Here is a 15,614-nt window from a genome sequence, read left to right as displayed (position 1 = left end):
GGACGTCGCGGAAACGTCACCCGTCGGGATCGGGTACGGGATCGAGTAACTGATCGAGCCAGGCGCGCACCGCGATCAGCACATCGTCGACCGCGCTCACCGCGGTCGGAGGCGCCTGCTGCCGGCCGCCCGACCGCACAATGCGCGCCCGGAAGCCGTCAGGCCTTCCCTCTTCCACCCACACTCGGAGGATCAGGACGCCGGCCTGCTCTGAGTGGTTTTCCATGGAAGGAAAATATGCCTTATCCGTGTCACCCCGGCGTTGTCGGCGCGTGACCGCCGACGTCATCGCCGTGCGGCGGAAACGGGCCGGTGACGCTCGTGTGATGGGCGAATCGCGATTGGGCCACGCCGGGCCCGGCATCCTCACGGTGCACGCTTTCGGGCGCGGAGCGCGGGGAGGATTCACATGGGCGACTTCGGCGTCATCGCCGACGTCTCGACGGTCATCGTGGAGACCCTGACCCAGTCCTTGCGTGGGCTCAGCCAGGTGGAACCGCCGATCGCGGAACTCAATGACCTCTCCGAGACGGTGCAGACACCACCGCCGAAACTCACCGTGTTCCTTTACGAGATCGCCGAGGACCCGACGTCGCGCAACCGGCCGCCGGTGCGCTCCCAGCCACCCGACCCGCCGTTCACCCGCAAGCCGCCGATGGCTCTGCTGCTGCGGTATCTGGTCACCCCCTGGGGCGGCGACCAGGAGACCCAGCACCGGATGCTCGGCCGCGCGATGCAGACGTTCTACGACGACGCGATCCTGGACGGCGCACAGCTGTCCGGCAGCCTGGCGGCGAGCACCGACTCGCTGCACCTCAGCCTGACCCCGCTCACCCTGGACCAGAAGTCCTGGGTCTGGTATGCGATCCAGAAGCCGTACCGGCTGTCGCTGAACTACGAGGTCCGCGTCGTCAACCTGGACTCCGCCACCGAGACGGCGGCCCGCCCGGTGCACAGCCGGGTCATCAACGGGGCGGCGACATGAGCCGTTTCCTGCCGCTGGAGCGCTCGGCGCTCCACAGCCCCGCCTGGTTCATCCCGTTCGACGACTACGCCCGGCGGGTGCGCGGCGCCGGGGTGACGGTCCAGCTGGACCGGTTCGAGGACGGCGCCTGGCTGCCGCTGGACGACGCGGCGGTGCGCACGCCCAGCGCGGCCTTCGCCTATCCGGGTCTCGGCCGGTGCGGCGAGCCGTGGACGGCCCGGCCGCGGCGCCACCGGGCCCGGTTCGCGGCCGCCGGCTACCAGCCGCTGTACCCGGCCGACGACCAGCCGTTCTCGGCCGGTCTGGTGGGCGTCGAGTTCCTGGTGCACCCGTACGACGACACCCATCCGCCGGCGGTGGTGACCGAACCGCGGCTGGTCCGGCTGCTGCCGGGCGTCTCCTTCCCGTATCCGCCGGGTGTGCGCACGGTGCACGGCGCCGTGGTCGACGCGGTCACCGCCGAGCCGATCGCCAATGTGCTGGTGGAGGCCCAGGGGCGGACCAGCCGGGACCTGACGCCATGGCACGAGCGCACCCTGTCCGACGCCACGGGGGCCTTCCGGCTGGCCCTGCGATGGGAGGGCGAGAAGGCGGGCGAGCGCGCCGTCGAGGAGACCTTCCGCCTGCGGGCCACCGAGCGGCCGGGCAGGACCGGATCGCTGGTCGTGCGGCTGCCGCAGGACGCCGAGCGCCGGCACGTCATAGAGATCCGCGAGAGTTAAGGAGCCGTCCATGGCGGAGTATCTGAGCCCCGGGGTCTACATCGAGGAGGTCGATGCGGGCCCACGGCCGATCGCGGGGGTGAGTACCAGTACGGCCGGAATGGCCGGCGTCACCGTATGCGGCCCGTACACCGGCAAGCCCAAACTGGTCACCAACTTCCTCGAATTCCAGAACACGTTCGGCGGATTCGTCCCCGAACCCGACCCCCTCATCCGGGACACCTGGGCGGGCGATCCCGCCGAGGGCGGCCGCTGGTGGCTGTTCCCGCTGGCGGTCAAGGGCTTCTTCGACAACGGCGGCCAGCGCCTGTACATCAAGCGGGTCGCCAGCAAGCAGGCGACACCGGCCTCGGGCGTCCTGGGCCACGGCCTGGTGAGCCCGGTCGCCGGGGACGCCGCCAAGGGCGCGACCCGCCTGGAACTCGGCCACCTGATCGGGTTCAAAGGCGTCGGACAGCAGATCCAGATCTTCCGCGGCGACGACCAGCAGTCGATCCACACGGCCGGTGTCGCCGCCTACGACGCGACCGCCCACCGGATCGAACTGGACGCCGCCCTGCCCGCAGAGGTCAGGACGGCCCGCGGCGACTACGTGCAGGTCGGCGACCGCAGCGCGGAAGAAACACTGGAGTTCACCGCCGTCAGCCCCGGCTCGTGGGGCAGTGGCATCCAGGTGCGGATCCAGCCGATGTCCGGGGCCGCGCTGCCGGTGCTGCCGGATCCGCAGGAGGGTGCGCTGTTCGTCACCCAGCTGGCCGCGGACGCCGACGCGGACGACGAAACGGTCGAGGTCGTCGCGAGGACCGGGCTCGTCCCCGACGACCTGCCCGCCGACGTCTGGGTGCAGATCGGCTCCGGCCGGTACAAGGTCCAGGTCAGCCAGCCCGCGGACGGCAAGGTGACGCTGACCCTCCCCTCCGGCACGTCACACGAGGCGTGGCGCAAGGGGCTGCTGGTGCGCCGGGTGCGCCGGGGCAACACCTCGGCCGGGGCGACGCTGCGGGTCGGCGGCGCGAGCAGGCTGTACCAGGGCGCCGTCGTCCAGCTCGACGACGGCACCAACCTCACCATCCGCACCGTCCAGTCGGTCGCCGCGGACGTCGTCACCCTCGACGGAAACGTGCCCGGGACGCTGTACGAAACCGATCGGCTGCACCTGGTCGAGGCGCAGCTCGACGCCCGGTTCACCGACCCGTCCGGGGCGGTGGTGACGGAGACGTACCGCAACCTGCGGCTCACCGGCGACTCCCCGTCGAACCTGGTGACCACCCTGGCCGCCCGCTCGCGGCTGGTGGGGGCGACCGCGCTGTCCCACCTGTCCTCCGACCCGGCGATGTTCCCCGTGCCCGCGGTCGGTTCGTGGCTGACCCTGGCGGACGGCGACGACGCCTACGGGAGCCTGAGCGTCGCCGACTTCGTCGGCGAGGACGGCGGCAGCGGCAAGCGCACCGGGATCGCCGCGCTGGAGGACATCGACGAGGTGGCCGTCTGCGCGGTGCCGGGGGTGTGGTCGGGGACGGTCGAATCGGCCCTGGTCACCCACTGCGAACTGCTCAGGGACCGGTTCGCGATCCTCGACCCGCAGGACGGCCTGGACACCGAGGGCATCCTGGCGTTCCGTGAGCCGTTCGACACGAAGTACGCGGCGCTCTACCACCCGTGGCTGGTCACCCGCGACCCGTCCACGGGCCGCGACACCGAGGTACCGCCGTCGGGCCACATGGCCGGGATCTACGCGCGCACGGACGTGGAGCGCGGAGTGCACAAGGCACCGGCGAACGCGGTCATCCGGGGCATCCGGCTGACCGATGGCATCGCCCAGGACGTCACCAAGCGCCATCAGGACCTGCTCAACCCCAAGGGCATCAACGCGCTGCGGTTCTTCCCCGGAATGGGACACCGGGTGTGGGGCGCGCGCACGCTCTCCTCGGACAGCGCCTGGAAGTACATCAATGTCCGGCGGCTGTTCCTCTACCTGGAGGAGTCGATCGACGAGGGCACCCAGTGGGTGGTGTTCGAGCCGAACGACGAGGCGCTGTGGGCCCTGGTCCGCCAGACGGTCACCAACTTCCTCACCACCGTATGGCGCAGCGGCGCGCTCGCGGGCACCACCGTCGACGAGGCGTTCTTCGTCGCCTGCGACCGCACCACGATGACCGAGGACGACCTGGCCAATGGCCGGCTCATCTGCGTCATCGGCGTCGCGCCGGTCTTCCCGGCGGAGTTCGTGATCTTCCGGATCCAGCAGAAGACCCGCGAGACCCAACTCGCCTGAGCGCCCGACCGAGGACCGAGGACTGAAGAGAGGCCACCATGCCGCCCGTTACCAGGGACGATCCGTACGCGTCCTACAACTTCCAGATCATCGTCACCAACGTCAGCGACGACGGGGTCGCGGTGAGCGGGTCCTTCACCGAGGTGAGCGGGCTGGAGCTGGAGGTTCCGCCGATCGAGTACCGCACCGGGAGCGAGGACATCACCGTCCGCAAGATCCCGGGGCTGAAGAAGTTCACCAACCTCACCTTCAAGCGCGGCATCACTGGCCACGTCGGCTTCTGGAACTGGGTGGTCGAAGCCCTCAACGGCAAGGTGCGGCGCACCTCTGGGTCGATCGTGCTGCTGGACGAGAACCGCCAGGAGGCTATGCGCTGGAACTTCGACCGCGGCTGGCCCACCAAGTACACCGGCCCGACGCTCAGCGCCACCAAGAACGAGATCGCCATGGAGACCCTCGTTCTGGCGGTCGAGAAGCTGGAGATCGACGCCTGACATGGCCGGCGAAGCGCTTCCCGGCGTATCTCTGACGTCCGCGACCCGTGGCCCGGCCACGGAGCCGCTGCGCACGGACGTGGCGGCGTTCCTGGGCCGGCTCCGCCGGGGCCCGGTCGGTACTCCCGTGCGCGCGGAGAGCTGGAACGACGTCGTGGCCGCCTTCGGACCGCCGGACGGCGCCTTCGCAACCCCGTACGCGCTGCGCGGCTTCTTCGAGAACGGCGGCCGCACCGCCTGGGTGCTCCGCGTGTCCGGGCCGGCCATCATGGCCCGGACCCGGTGGGCGGCGGGGCCGCTGAGCGGCTTGGCCGCCACGGGCTTCGAGGTGGTCGCCACCAGCCCCGGCGCGTGGGCCAACGGCGCGCGCGTCGCCATCCGTTACCAGGCCAGCACGGTCGCCGGACCGCCCACCGTGGGCGTACGGGTGCTGCTGCCCGGCGAGCCGCCCGAGACGTTCCCCGGACTTCCGCTCGCCGAGGTGGCCGACCGGCTGACGGCGTCCCGCTACATCCGGCTGGTTCCGGACGGACCGCCACCACCGCCGGGACGGCCCGGCCCGATCTCGATGTCCTGGGACCTGACGCTCACGGGCGGCACCGACGCGGCGCCCACCCGCGAGGCGTACGCGGACGCAGTGACCGCGCAGGCCGAACTGCCGGAACCGGCGCTGGTGGCGCTGCCGGACCTCGGCACGGACCTGTCCGAAACCACCCACACCGACCTGGTGCTCGAACTGCTCCGCACCATCGAGCCCTCGCACGACCGCCTCGCCGTCCTGGACGTACCGCCCCGGCTGGCGTCGGTGGACGAGGCGGCCGGGTGGGTGGCCTCCCTGGCGGCCACCGGCGACGCCGGGCTGCTCGGCTGCGCCGCCGTCTACCACCCGCCGCTGCGCGTCCCCGACGGGCACGACCTGCGGACCGTACCGGCGTCCGGGCACGTCCTGGGCGTCATCGCCCGCCTCGACGGCGAGCGTGGCGCCCACCGCACGCCCGCCAACGCCGTGATCCTGGAGGCGGTCGACCTCGCCGCCGAGTACCCCGAGCCACAGCAGGTCCGGCTGTTCGACGCGGGAGTCGACCTGATCCGGTGCACCCGGGGGCGCGGGCTGATGGTGTGGGGCGGGCGCACCCTGTCCGCCGATCCGAGCACCCGCTACATCGCGCACCGGAGGCTGGTGCATCTGCTGGTGCGGGCGATCCGGCGGGTGGCGGGCCCGCTGGTGTTCGACGTCAACTCGCCCGAACTGCGGCTGACCCTGGTGCGGGCGCTGGCCTCCGTCCTCCTGTCGGCCTTCCGGTCCGGGGCGCTCGCCGGTGACCGGCCCGAGCAGGCGTTCCGGGTGGTGTGCGACGACACCAACAACCCGCCCGAGCAGGACCCGGGGCAGCTGGTCTGCGAGATCGAGGTCGCCCCGGCCGTCCCCATGGAGTTCATCCGGCTCCGTCTCGTACTCGGCCAGGACCGAGACCTGGAGGTAATCGAGGCATGACCCTGGACCCCCTGCCCAAATACCGCTTCCTGGTCACCCTCGACCCCGGTGACGCCTATCTGCCGCCCGCGCAGGCGCTGCTGCTGCCGCTGGCCGCGTCGGGCGCGTTCCAGGAGGTCACCGGGCTCGGCGCGCAGCTGGAGGTGACCAGCTACCCGGAGGGCGGCCGCAACGACTCGGTGCACCAGCTGCCGCTGCGCCATTCCTGGAACCGGATCACGCTCAAGCGCGGACTGGTGCGGGATCCGGGGCTGTGGTCCTGGTACCAGACCGGGCTCGCTGACTCCCTCGGCGCCCGCCGCGACGGCGCCGTGATCGTGCTCGGCCCGGACGGAGTGCCCGGCGCGGCTTGGGCCTTCCACGGCGGCCTCGCCGCCAAGTGGAGCGGCCCGGACCTGCACGGCGAGCAGAACGCGATCGCCATCGAATCGCTGGAGATCGCCCACGAGGGGCTGACGAAGGTCCTGCAGGACGCCGCGGCGGACGGCCTGTCGCGCCTGGGCCGAGGGAGGTGACCGGGGTGCCGAAGGTGACCATTCACCAGCTGGAGGTCCGGTTCCAGGTGGACGGCGACGACGGCGCCGTGTTCACGAAGCTGTTCAACAAGCACATCCAGGCCTGGGCGAAGCTGTACGAGGACCAGTGCGCCCGCGCCCAACGCACCGAGAGCGAGCGGAGCTTCGGCGACGGGGAGGTCCACCAGTGAGCGTGACCCCCGTGTCCTTCGCCCGCCAGGGCGCCGCCCGGGCCCGGCTGGAGATCGTCCGCCCGGTGATCGCCGACGAGCGGAAGCGGCGGATCCCGCTGCGGTTCAACCCCACCGACTACAAGCTGAGCAAGAGCAACACCTTCGCCGAGATCACCATCCCCGGCCTGGAGACCCCGCCCCTGCAGTACGTCCGCGGCGGCACGGAAACCCTCACCCTCCAGGCGCTGGTGGACACCTCCGACACCCTGGAGAACGTACGGACCGCCTACGTCGACGCGCTGCGCAACCTGCTGCGGCCCGACAGCCGCGAACACGCGCCGCCGGTCGTCCGCTTCGTCTGGGACGAGGAGGTCTTCACCGGCGTCGTGGAGAAGCTGGACGTCAACTACCAGCTGTTCCAGCCGGACGGGGTGCCACTGCGCGCCATGCTGGACCTCTCGCTCAAGGAGTTCCGTACGGCCGCCGTCCAGGTCGCCCAGACCCCGCGCTCCTCGCCCACGGTGGAGAAGAGCTACGTGGTGCGCCGTGGCGACACGCTCAGCTCCATCTCCGCGGCGCTGTACCGGCGGCCCGACGCCTGGCGGGAGCTGGCGCGCGCCAACGGCATCAGCGACCCGCGCGACCTGCGGCCGGGCCGGGTGCTGACCGTGCCCCGGCTGCCGTGAGGAGCGCGCGATGAGCACCCCCGCACCCGAGGTGGCCCCGCCCGACCGGTACGCGCCCGAGTTCGAGGTGCGCATCGAGGGCCTGGAGATGGACCCGTCCACCAAGAACGACATCATCGACATCAAGGTGAACCGGGACATCGACGAGATGTCCGGCTTCGATCTGACCCTGAACAACTGGGACGATGCCCATCTGCGGTTCAAGCACAGCGACTCGGCGAGCTTCCGGCTCGGCGGCCGGGTCTCGGTCCGCCTCGGCTACGCCGACAAGCTGCTCACCGTCGCCAACGGCACCATCGCCACGCTCAGCCCCAAGTTCACCGACAGCGCATCGCCCACCGTCCAGGTCAGCGGCGTGGACGGGCTGCTGCGGCTCAAGGACCGCAAGCCCACCGAGAACGAGACCAAGCTCTACCGCAATCTGCCGGACTGGCGCATCGCCGAGCAGATCGCCCAGCGCAACCATCTGCGCATCGAGGTCACCAGGGAAGGGCCCACCCACGACCTGGTGGTGCAGAAGAACCAGGACGACGCCACGTTCCTGCTGGAGCGCGCCAAGCGGCTGGACTTCGACTGCTACATCCTGCCGGACCCGAAGACCGGTGAGGACACGCTGTACTTCATCAAGCCGACCGACGGCCGCGACGGCCGCCCGATCCGGGTGTACCGGCTGGCGTACGCGCCCGGGCTGAGCACCGGCCCCACCGACCAGCCCGCGGGACTCATCCCCAACCTGATCGAGTTCACCCCGACGCTGACGGTGTCCCAGCAGGTCAGCAAGGTCACAGTGCGCGGATGGGACCCCCGTACCAAACAGCCCATCGCGTTCACCGCGACCGCCGAGAATCTGCCCGCCGGGCAGAACACGGCCGACGGGCAGAGCGGTCCGCAAGCCGCCGAGTCCACCCTGCAGGGCCGCCAGGAGGTCATGGTCGACGCTCCGGTCGGCAGCGACCAGGAGGCCCGCGAACTGGCGATCAGCCTGCTGCGCGAGCGGGCGTACGAGTTCATCACCGCCACCGGCAAGGTGGCGGGCCTGCCCGAACTGCGCCCCGGCGACAACCTGGAGATCTACGGACTCGGCCGCCGCTTCTCCGGCACCTACTTCGTCAAACGGGTCGAGCACACCCTCAACACCAGCGGTTTCTTCACCCAGTTCACCGCACGGCGGATCCATCAGGGGGACCAGTGACCATGAGGGGCACGCCACGCGCCCGCTCCACCGACAAGCGGTACTACGGCGTCGTCGAAGCGCTCGTCGTGGAGAACGAGGGCGACGACGAGGGCCAGGTCAAGCTGAAGTTCCCCTGGTTCGACGACACCACCGTCACCGACTGGGTCCGGGTCAGCCAGCTGTACGCGGGAAACGGCTACGGTTCGGTGTTCGTGCCCGAGAAGGGCGACGAGGTGCTGGTCGCCTTCGTGCACGGCGACATGCGGTACCCGATCGTCCTGGGCGGCCTCTACAACGGCGAGGACAAACCGCCGACCGCCCGCACCGACGGCCGCGACCAGAAGATCATCCGCACCCGGCACGGCCACGAAGTGCTCCTGGACGACACCGAGTCCAAGGCCGCCGTACGGATCACCTCCGCCGCCGGACACGTGGTGGAGCTGGACGACCAGGGCAAGGCGGTGAAGATCACCGCAGCCGAGGGAGGCAGCGTCACCGTGACCGCGCAGGGCGAGATCACCCTCAAGGCGCCGAAGGTGACGATCGATTCCCCCTCGATCGACCTCGGCGGCGGCGCCACCGAACCCCTCGTCCTCGGCAACGAGCTGCTCCAGGCGTTCAACACCCACACCCACCCCTCCGCCGCCGGGCCGACCGGCCCGCCAGCCCCGCCGCTCACCCCGGCCGTCCTGGCCAAGAAGGCGAGGACGGCATGAGCGAGGAATTCCTCGGGACCGGCTGGCGGTTCCCCATCCTGCCCGACGCCTCCGGGCGGCTCGGCTACGCCGTCGGCGAGGAGAGCATCGAGCACTGTCTGCGGGCGCTGCTGCTCACCGGCACCGGCGAGCGGGTCATGCGGCCCGAACTGGGCACCCGCGCCCATGAGTTGCTGTTCGCCCCTGGCAGCGTGCAGAACCTGCGCGACCTGGAGCAGTCCATCGCCGCCGCCGTCCGCGACCACGAGCCGCGCGTGGAGCTGGAGGAGGTCCGCGCGGAGGCCGACCCGGCCGACGCGTCACGGATCACCGTCTCGGTCGTCTACCGCATCCGGCGCAGCAACACCAAGACGAACCTGGTGTTCCCGTTCTACACCGGACTCACGGGCCTCACCGGATCCACCGGGGGGACGCCATGACCCTGCCCGCGCCCAAGCTGGACGACCTCACCTGGGCCGACATGATGGCGGCCATCCGCCGCCGCATCCCCGCCGAGTCCGACGGCACCTGGACGCTCCACGCGCCCGTCGACCCCGGAGTCACCCTCCTCGAACTCTTCGCCTACCTCCTGGAACAGCGGCTGTACTGGCTCGACCAGGTGCCGGACGCGCTCGTGGTCGCCATACTGCGGCTGCTCGGCCTCGAACCGCCGCGCCCCGCCCGCCCCGCCGCCACCGTGCTGCGCCTCGCCGCCCGGCAGGAGGGCACCGCGGTACCCCTCGTCCCCGCCGGGACGGCGCTGACCCGGGACCCCACGGGCCGGATCGTCTTCACCCTCGACGACGAGGTGGCCGTCCTCCCGCTCGCCGAGGGCGGCGAGATCACCGTGTGGACCGACCGCGACCGCACGGCCGATCTGCGGGCCCGCCGCGGCATCGCGCTGCTGGCGAGCGACGGCGCCCCGGCCGAGGTCCGGTTCACCCTGCCGCTCACCGGAGCGCACCCCGCCCCCGGCCCGATCTGCCTGCTCGTCGAGCTGGAGGCGCCCGCCGCGTGCGTACCGTCGTGGCTGCCCGGGGCGGTGGCCGACGTACCGCCGCCCGCCGAGCTGACCTGGTCCTGGTTCCGGCCGGGCACCGACATCTCCGGCACGTATCAGAAGGTCGAGGACGGCACGGCCGGGCTCAGGCGCTCCGGTGTCGTGCGGCTGTACCCTCCGGCCGACTGGACCACCGAGGACACCGGGCTCCTGGTGTCGACCCCGGCCGCCACCTACGCGGCCCCGCCCCGCCTTCTCCAGCTCGCCGTCAACGTGTCCGCCGCACATCACCGCACCCACCACATCGCGGACGGCACCGACCTCCAGGAGCAGATCGGCGCCTGGCTCCGGCTGCCCGGACAGCATCTCGTCCTGCCGGACGCCGCCGACCGGCTCCTGGAGGCCACCCTGCGCCTGGCGGACGAGGGATGGACACCGGTGCCGGACTTCACCTTCGGCGCACCGGCCGACCGCATCTTCGTCCTCGACCGGACCGAGGGCGCGCTGGTGTTCGGCGACGGACTCACCGGACGCATCCCCCGCCCCGATCCGGACGTGCACGTCGCCTACGCGACCGGCGGCGGCCAGGACGGCAACGGCGGCATGACCGCCAACTGGCTCCCGGCAGCCGACGATCCGGCCGGGCTCGGTGCGGTCTCCGCCGTCAACCTCGTACGGGCCGAAGGCGGCGCGGACCCGGAGACCATTGCCGAGGCGCGCCGGCGCGCGGCCGCGTCCCTGGGCGAGGTGACCCGCGCGGTCACCGCCGACGACTTCGTCACCCTGGCCCGTACGACCCCGGGCGTCGCCATGGCCCGCGCCTACCCGGCCCTCGGCGCGCACCCCGGCTTCCCGTGCGCCGCGATGCCCGGCGCGGTGACCGTGCACATCGTCCCGGCCGCGCCCCGGGACGACCTTGGCCGCGAGGACTTCGTCGCCGCGCCGCTGCCCGACCCGGGCATGCTGTGCGCGGTCGCCACCCGACTGGAACAAGCGCGGCTGCTCACCTCCGAGGTCTTCGTCCGCGCGCCCCGCTACCGCGATGTCGCCCTGCGCGTCGACCTCTCCGGCGACCCGGCCGACCGCACCCGCGTGGCCACCGCGGTCACCGAGGCGCTGCGCCGCTTCCTCGACCCGCTGGTGGGCGGCGACGGCCAGGACGGCTGGCCGTTCGGGCAGCCGCTGCGGCCCTCGGCCCTGCTGCGGGCCGCGCAGCGGGCGCTGGGGGACCTCGCGGACATCGCCGCCGTGGCCATCGGCCTCGACGGGGCCGACCCGGCCGAAGCCTGCGACGAGGTGCCGCTCGCGGCCGGGGAACTGCCCGTCCTGCGCACGGTCCGCACCCGGATCGTGCCCGCCGTCGAACCGGGGGAGGGACTGGTATGACCGGCGACGTGTGGTGGGAGAGGGACGCCCGGGAAGAGGAGCGGACGGACGGGCGGACCGTGCCCGGCCCCGGCCCCAGCGGCGTATCGCCCGAACTCGTCGACGCGACCCGCGAGGCGGTCCGTACCGCCGTACGGGGCCGCATCGCGGGCTACACCCCGGACTGGACCGACCCCGACCGGCAGGACGCCGGTGTCGCGCTCGTCCGCCTCTTCGGCACCCTCGCCGAACCCGTACTCGGCCGCGTCAACCGGCTGCCCGAGAAGGTGCTCGCCGAACACCTGGCGACGGCGGGCGTGCGGCGGCGCCCGGCCGGCGCGGCGACCGCGCTCCTGGAGTTCACCGTCAACCCGCCCGACGGCTCCTCCGTTCTCGTCCCCGCCGGGTTCCAGAGTGCCGCCTCCACCCCGGCCGGGCAGGTCGTCTACGAGACGGACCAGGACCTGTACGCCACACCGGCCACCCTCGGCGCCCTCGCCGTCCAGGAGGCCGGACGGCTGGAGACGCTGCCGCTGGGACCGTCCGGGCCCAGCCGCCCCTTCACGCCCTTCGGCCGCGATCCGGAGCCCGGAAACGGGCTGTGGATCGGACTCGCCGGTCCCGCCGGTCCCTATCCGCGGCTGGCGCTGGGCTTCGTGGTCGTCGCCGCGCCCCCCGCGCCCGCCGCCTCCGGCGGGTCGGCGCCCCTGCCGCTGCCGCCCGCGCCGCTGCTGCGCTGGGACGTGCTGGACGGCACCCGGCTCGTCCCCGCCGAGGTGATGCGGGACTCCACCGCCGGGCTCAGCGCGAACGGGACCGTCGAGCTGAGGGTGCCGCGCTCCTGGCAGCCGGGCACCCCGCCCGGCACCCGCCCCCGGCCGCTGCTGCGCTGGCTGCGTCTGCGGATCGCGCACGGGGCCTTCCCCGACGCGGCGCCGGTCCTGTCCGGACTGCGGCTGAACGTGGTCACCGCCACCGCCGCCCGCACCATCCGCGACGAACCGCTACAGCCCGTCCAGGACGGCGCGGCGACCGGGCGGCGGCGCATGAAGCTCAGCCAGGTGCCCATCCTCGCCGGATCGGTGGGGATCGAGGTCGACGACGACACGGGCGGCGACGTGTTCGGCACCACCGCGGGTACCTCCACCCGCTGGCGCGAAGTGGAGAGCCTGGCCGGGTACGGCGCCGACGACCGGGTGTTCACCGTGGATTACGACAGCGGCGAAGTGACCTTCGGGGACGGCATCAACGGCACGGCCGTCCCGCCCGGCTTCCGCAACGTCCGCGCCGTGCGCTACCGCGTGGGCGGCGGCAGCGCCGGTGCCGTACGGGCGGGAGCCGTGAGCGGGGTGGTGACCGCGCTGCCGTTCGTCACCGGCGTGGGCAACCCCTTCCCGGCCTCCGGCGGTACGGACGCCGAACCCGACGCCGACGCCATGCGCCGCGGCGTCGGCGAACTGCGGGCCCGTGGCCGGGCCGTGGCCCCCGCCGACTACGGACAGCTCGCCCTCCGCGCGCCCGGCGCCTCGGTGGCCCGCGCCCGGGGCGTGCCCGGCCTGCACCCCGACTTCGCCGGGAAGCCCATCCCCGGCGTCGTGGGCGTCCTCGTCGTACCACCCGTACCACCGGGCGACGACACCGGCGAACCGCCCGTCCCCACCGCCGCCACCCTGCGCGCCGTCGCCGACTTCCTGTCGCGCGAAGCCGCGCCCGCCGGGGTCACGGTCGTCGCCGCCCCCGCGCCCTTTCGCCGCGTCGGGGTGGAGTGCTGGGTCACGCTCGACCCGGACCTCGACCGGGCCGCGGTCCTCGCCCGGGCGGGCGACGCGGTGCGCACCTACCTGGACCCGCTGCGCGGCGGGGAGGACGGCGCGGGCTGGCCGTTCGGCGGCGCGCTGCGGCACACGGCGCTGGTCCGGCGGCTGCTGGCGGTCGACGGGGTGCTGGCCGTCGCCCGGCTCGCGCTCACCGTCGACGGCATGCGCCTGCCGCCCTGCACCGATCATGCCCTCCCGCCCCACACCCTGGTCTGGCCGGAGCGCCCGCTGCTGATCCCGGTAGGAGACCAGCCATGACGTGCACACCACACCCCGCGACGTTCCGGCTGCTCGACGCCTATGTCGGCTGGGACGAGGAGGAGACGCACGACATCGTCGGGTTCGACGACCCGTCCGGCCTCCGGCTCGCCTACGGCGGCACCGCGCCCGAAGGCCCCACCAGAGGACAGCTGCTGCCCTGGTTCCCCGACCCCCGCCTCGCACCGGGGTGCGGGCCGTGCGCCTGGTATCTGCTGATCCCCGGCGAGCGGCGGCTGCTGCGCCGCGACGCCTGCGGCGCCTTCACCCCGCTCTGGCCGCCCGGCTGCGACCCCGGCCTGCTGCGCGAACCGGTCTCGGTCGCCGCACGCGGACACCGGCTGGTGGTCGTGGACTCCGGCCGCGTCCTGGTGTGGCACCGTGAGGGCGCGCAACTCACCGGGGTGATCCGCGCCGAGCGGCCCCGCTGGGCCGCCCCGGCTCCCGGCGACGAGATCCTGGTGGCCTGTCAGGGCGGCACGGACCTGCGACGGTACGACCAGGCGGGCCGCTTCCGCGGTGTGCTCCGCACCGGCGCCCGCGGCGAGGTCATCGGCCTGCGCACCGGACCGGAGCGCACCGTGTGGCTGCTCACCGACGACGGCGGGCGGCTCACGATCCACCGGGGCGGCCACCGCCGACCCTTCCGCGCCGTCACCGTGGACGAACTGGCCGCCGCCCTGCCCCCGTCCGCGCTCACCGCGGCCGACGACGACGGGTTCTGCCTGAGCGAGCGAGGTCCGGACGGCCCCCGGACCACCTGTTACACCTGGCAGGGCCAGCCCCGGGACCCCGCGCCGCCCGCCACCGACGTCTACGCGACCAGCGGGTCGTACGTCACCACCCTGATCGACAGCGGCATCTCGCGCTGCCGCTGGCACCGGGTCCGCGTGGACGCCGACGTGCCCGACGGGACGGCGGCCGCCGTCCAGATCGTGGTGAGCGAGGACGACTGGTACGACGACAGCGACTGGCAGGCGTCGGCCCCGGGCGTGACCGACTTCCTCGTGGACCAGCCGCCCGGCCGCTTCCTGCGGCTGCGGCTGCGGCTCTCCGGGGACGGCGGCGCGACCCCGGTCGTCCGCCGGATCCGGCTGGACTTCCCCCGGGTCACCAGCGCCGACCTGCTGCCGCCCGCCTTCCGTGAGGACCCCGCGGCCGACGACTTCACCGAACGCTTCCTGTCGCTGTTCGACGCCACACTCGCCCAGGTCGACCGGGTCATCGAGCGGTATCCGGCGCTCCTCGACCCGGCCGGGGTGCCCGACCGGGTGCTGCCGTGGCTGGCCGGGCTGCTGGGTCTGTCGTACGAGGCGGGCTGGGACGCCCCCACCCGGCGCGCGCTGCTGGCCGCCGCCCCGGAGCTGTACCGGCGCCGGGGCACGCCGTGGGCGCTGCGGGAGGCGATAAGCATCGTGTTCGGGGTGACCCCGGTCGTCGACGAACTGGCGACCGATCGCCGCTGGGCACACCTGCGCCAGGCCATCGGCGGCGCGGGGCCGGGGCAGGACCAAGGGCTGGGCGCTATAAGGCTGTTCGGCCGGTCCGCGAGCCGGTTCCGGGTCGGTGGCTCGGCGCTGGGCGCGGCGCCGCTGCGCGCGTTCGGCGCCCCCGACAGCGACCCGTTCACCGCGCACGCGCACCGGTTCCGGGTGGCCCTGCCCGCCGGATCGGCGGACGGGACGGCGCTCGCGCGGCTGGTGGAGCGGCAGGCGCCCGCGCACACGGTGGGGTCGGTACGGACCGGGGGCGCGGGGTTCGTGGTCGGTTCGCGGTCCACGGTCGGCGTGGACACCGCGTTCGTACCCCTGCCCGCGCCCGTGCTGGGCGGAGCGCAACCCCTGCGGCTGGGCCGCGACGGGGTGCTGAGGCCGGGGCCGAGAGGGTTGCGCCGAGGGGTGGGCGTGGGGGTCGTCTCCGCCGTCGGTGTGCATACACAGGTGTCGTGAGAGGACGGGGC

General features: G+C 73.1%; 15 protein-coding genes. 14 read left to right on the top strand and 1 reads right to left on the bottom strand.

Annotated features, from left to right (window positions below):
• Nucleotides 1-16: 16 nt before the first annotated feature.
• A complete protein-coding gene (locus ACFZCY_RS36725) occupies nt 17-226 on the bottom strand; it encodes a hypothetical protein (RefSeq protein WP_391183468.1) in 210 nt (69 codons plus the stop codon).
• A 183-nt stretch (nt 227-409) separates the two neighbouring features.
• On the opposite strand from ACFZCY_RS36725, the gene ACFZCY_RS36720 reads away from it, so the two are divergent.
• The 14 genes from ACFZCY_RS36720 to ACFZCY_RS36655 are packed head-to-tail and all read left to right on the top strand — an operon-like array spanning nt 410 to nt 15,603.
• Entirely contained in the window at nt 410-985 is a 576-nt protein-coding gene (locus tag ACFZCY_RS36720) for a Pvc16 family protein (protein WP_391183465.1), read from the top strand.
• Nucleotides 982-1,707, top strand: coding sequence for a carboxypeptidase regulatory-like domain-containing protein (locus ACFZCY_RS36715; protein ID WP_391183462.1), 726 nt, complete (start codon nt 982-984; stop codon nt 1,705-1,707). Before ACFZCY_RS36720 ends, ACFZCY_RS36715 begins: the two co-directional genes overlap by 4 nt.
• A gap of 10 nt (nt 1,708-1,717) precedes the next feature.
• Complete coding sequence (locus ACFZCY_RS36710) at nt 1,718-3,982, top strand: phage tail sheath C-terminal domain-containing protein (RefSeq protein WP_391183459.1); 2,265 nt, start codon at nt 1,718-1,720, stop codon at nt 3,980-3,982.
• Between the two features lie 38 nt (nt 3,983-4,020).
• Complete coding sequence (locus ACFZCY_RS36705; protein WP_009720918.1) at nt 4,021-4,476, top strand: phage tail protein; 456 nt, start codon at nt 4,021-4,023, stop codon at nt 4,474-4,476.
• 1 nt (nt 4,477) lies between these two features.
• Entirely contained in the window at nt 4,478-5,971 is a 1,494-nt protein-coding gene (locus ACFZCY_RS36700) for a phage tail sheath subtilisin-like domain-containing protein (protein WP_391183454.1), read from the top strand.
• Nucleotides 5,968-6,486, top strand: a complete 519-nt coding sequence (locus tag ACFZCY_RS36695) for a phage tail protein (RefSeq protein WP_391183451.1) — start codon at nt 5,968-5,970, stop codon at nt 6,484-6,486. The genes ACFZCY_RS36700 and ACFZCY_RS36695 overlap by 4 nt, the downstream gene beginning before the upstream one ends.
• Nucleotides 6,487-6,500: 14 nt before the next feature.
• On the top strand, nt 6,501-6,677 hold the full coding sequence (locus tag ACFZCY_RS36690) for a putative phage tail protein (protein WP_391183450.1): 177 nt from the start codon (nt 6,501-6,503) through the stop codon (nt 6,675-6,677).
• Entirely contained in the window at nt 6,674-7,345 is a 672-nt protein-coding gene (locus ACFZCY_RS36685; protein ID WP_391183447.1) for a LysM peptidoglycan-binding domain-containing protein, read from the top strand. The genes ACFZCY_RS36690 and ACFZCY_RS36685 overlap by 4 nt, the downstream gene beginning before the upstream one ends.
• A gap of 10 nt (nt 7,346-7,355) precedes the next feature.
• Nucleotides 7,356-8,537, top strand: a complete 1,182-nt coding sequence (locus ACFZCY_RS36680; protein ID WP_391183444.1) for a phage late control D family protein — start codon at nt 7,356-7,358, stop codon at nt 8,535-8,537.
• Between the two features lie 2 nt (nt 8,538-8,539).
• Nucleotides 8,540-9,235, top strand: a complete 696-nt coding sequence (locus ACFZCY_RS36675) for a phage baseplate assembly protein V (RefSeq protein WP_391183442.1) — start codon at nt 8,540-8,542, stop codon at nt 9,233-9,235.
• The gene (locus ACFZCY_RS36670; protein WP_391183440.1) at nt 9,232-9,654 is read left to right on the top strand and encodes a GPW/gp25 family protein; all 423 of its coding nucleotides are present in this window, start codon (nt 9,232-9,234) and stop codon (nt 9,652-9,654) included. Before ACFZCY_RS36675 ends, ACFZCY_RS36670 begins: the two co-directional genes overlap by 4 nt.
• The gene (locus ACFZCY_RS36665) at nt 9,651-11,600 is read left to right on the top strand and encodes a baseplate J/gp47 family protein (protein WP_391183437.1); all 1,950 of its coding nucleotides are present in this window, start codon (nt 9,651-9,653) and stop codon (nt 11,598-11,600) included. The genes ACFZCY_RS36670 and ACFZCY_RS36665 overlap by 4 nt, the downstream gene beginning before the upstream one ends.
• Nucleotides 11,597-13,654, top strand: coding sequence for a putative baseplate assembly protein (locus ACFZCY_RS36660; RefSeq protein WP_391183435.1), 2,058 nt, complete (start codon nt 11,597-11,599; stop codon nt 13,652-13,654). Before ACFZCY_RS36665 ends, ACFZCY_RS36660 begins: the two co-directional genes overlap by 4 nt.
• Nucleotides 13,651-15,603, top strand: a complete 1,953-nt coding sequence (locus ACFZCY_RS36655) for a phage tail protein (RefSeq protein WP_391183432.1) — start codon at nt 13,651-13,653, stop codon at nt 15,601-15,603. Before ACFZCY_RS36660 ends, ACFZCY_RS36655 begins: the two co-directional genes overlap by 4 nt.
• Nucleotides 15,604-15,614 lie beyond the last annotated feature (11 nt).

Source organism: Streptomyces sp. NPDC007983 (assembly GCF_042958345.1).
Classification (GTDB): Bacteria; Actinomycetota; Actinomycetes; order Streptomycetales; family Streptomycetaceae; genus Streptomyces.
Note: the sequence above shows the minus strand (reverse complement) of the source record. Positions and strands in the feature narration are given on the sequence as shown.

What these genes read in the sequence shown, in the direction of transcription:
- ACFZCY_RS36705 (WP_009720918.1), top strand. Translation starts at nt 4,021, where the DNA reads ATGCCGCCCGTTACCAGGGACGATCCGTACGCGTCCTACAACTTCCAG.
- ACFZCY_RS36720 (WP_391183465.1), top strand. Translation starts at nt 410, where the DNA reads ATGGGCGACTTCGGCGTCATCGCCGACGTCTCGACGGTCATCGTGGAG.
- ACFZCY_RS36675 (WP_391183442.1), top strand. Translation starts at nt 8,540, where the DNA reads ATGAGGGGCACGCCACGCGCCCGCTCCACCGACAAGCGGTACTACGGC.
- ACFZCY_RS36655 (WP_391183432.1), top strand. Translation starts at nt 13,651, where the DNA reads ATGACGTGCACACCACACCCCGCGACGTTCCGGCTGCTCGACGCCTAT.
- ACFZCY_RS36725 (WP_391183468.1), bottom strand. Translation starts at nt 226, where the DNA reads ATGGAAAACCACTCAGAGCAGGCCGGCGTCCTGATCCTCCGAGTGTGG.
- ACFZCY_RS36660 (WP_391183435.1), top strand. Translation starts at nt 11,597, where the DNA reads ATGACCGGCGACGTGTGGTGGGAGAGGGACGCCCGGGAAGAGGAGCGG.
- ACFZCY_RS36665 (WP_391183437.1), top strand. Translation starts at nt 9,651, where the DNA reads ATGACCCTGCCCGCGCCCAAGCTGGACGACCTCACCTGGGCCGACATG.
- ACFZCY_RS36715 (WP_391183462.1), top strand. Translation starts at nt 982, where the DNA reads ATGAGCCGTTTCCTGCCGCTGGAGCGCTCGGCGCTCCACAGCCCCGCC.
- ACFZCY_RS36700 (WP_391183454.1), top strand. Translation starts at nt 4,478, where the DNA reads ATGGCCGGCGAAGCGCTTCCCGGCGTATCTCTGACGTCCGCGACCCGT.
- ACFZCY_RS36680 (WP_391183444.1), top strand. Translation starts at nt 7,356, where the DNA reads ATGAGCACCCCCGCACCCGAGGTGGCCCCGCCCGACCGGTACGCGCCC.
- ACFZCY_RS36695 (WP_391183451.1), top strand. Translation starts at nt 5,968, where the DNA reads ATGACCCTGGACCCCCTGCCCAAATACCGCTTCCTGGTCACCCTCGAC.
- ACFZCY_RS36670 (WP_391183440.1), top strand. Translation starts at nt 9,232, where the DNA reads ATGAGCGAGGAATTCCTCGGGACCGGCTGGCGGTTCCCCATCCTGCCC.
- ACFZCY_RS36710 (WP_391183459.1), top strand. Translation starts at nt 1,718, where the DNA reads ATGGCGGAGTATCTGAGCCCCGGGGTCTACATCGAGGAGGTCGATGCG.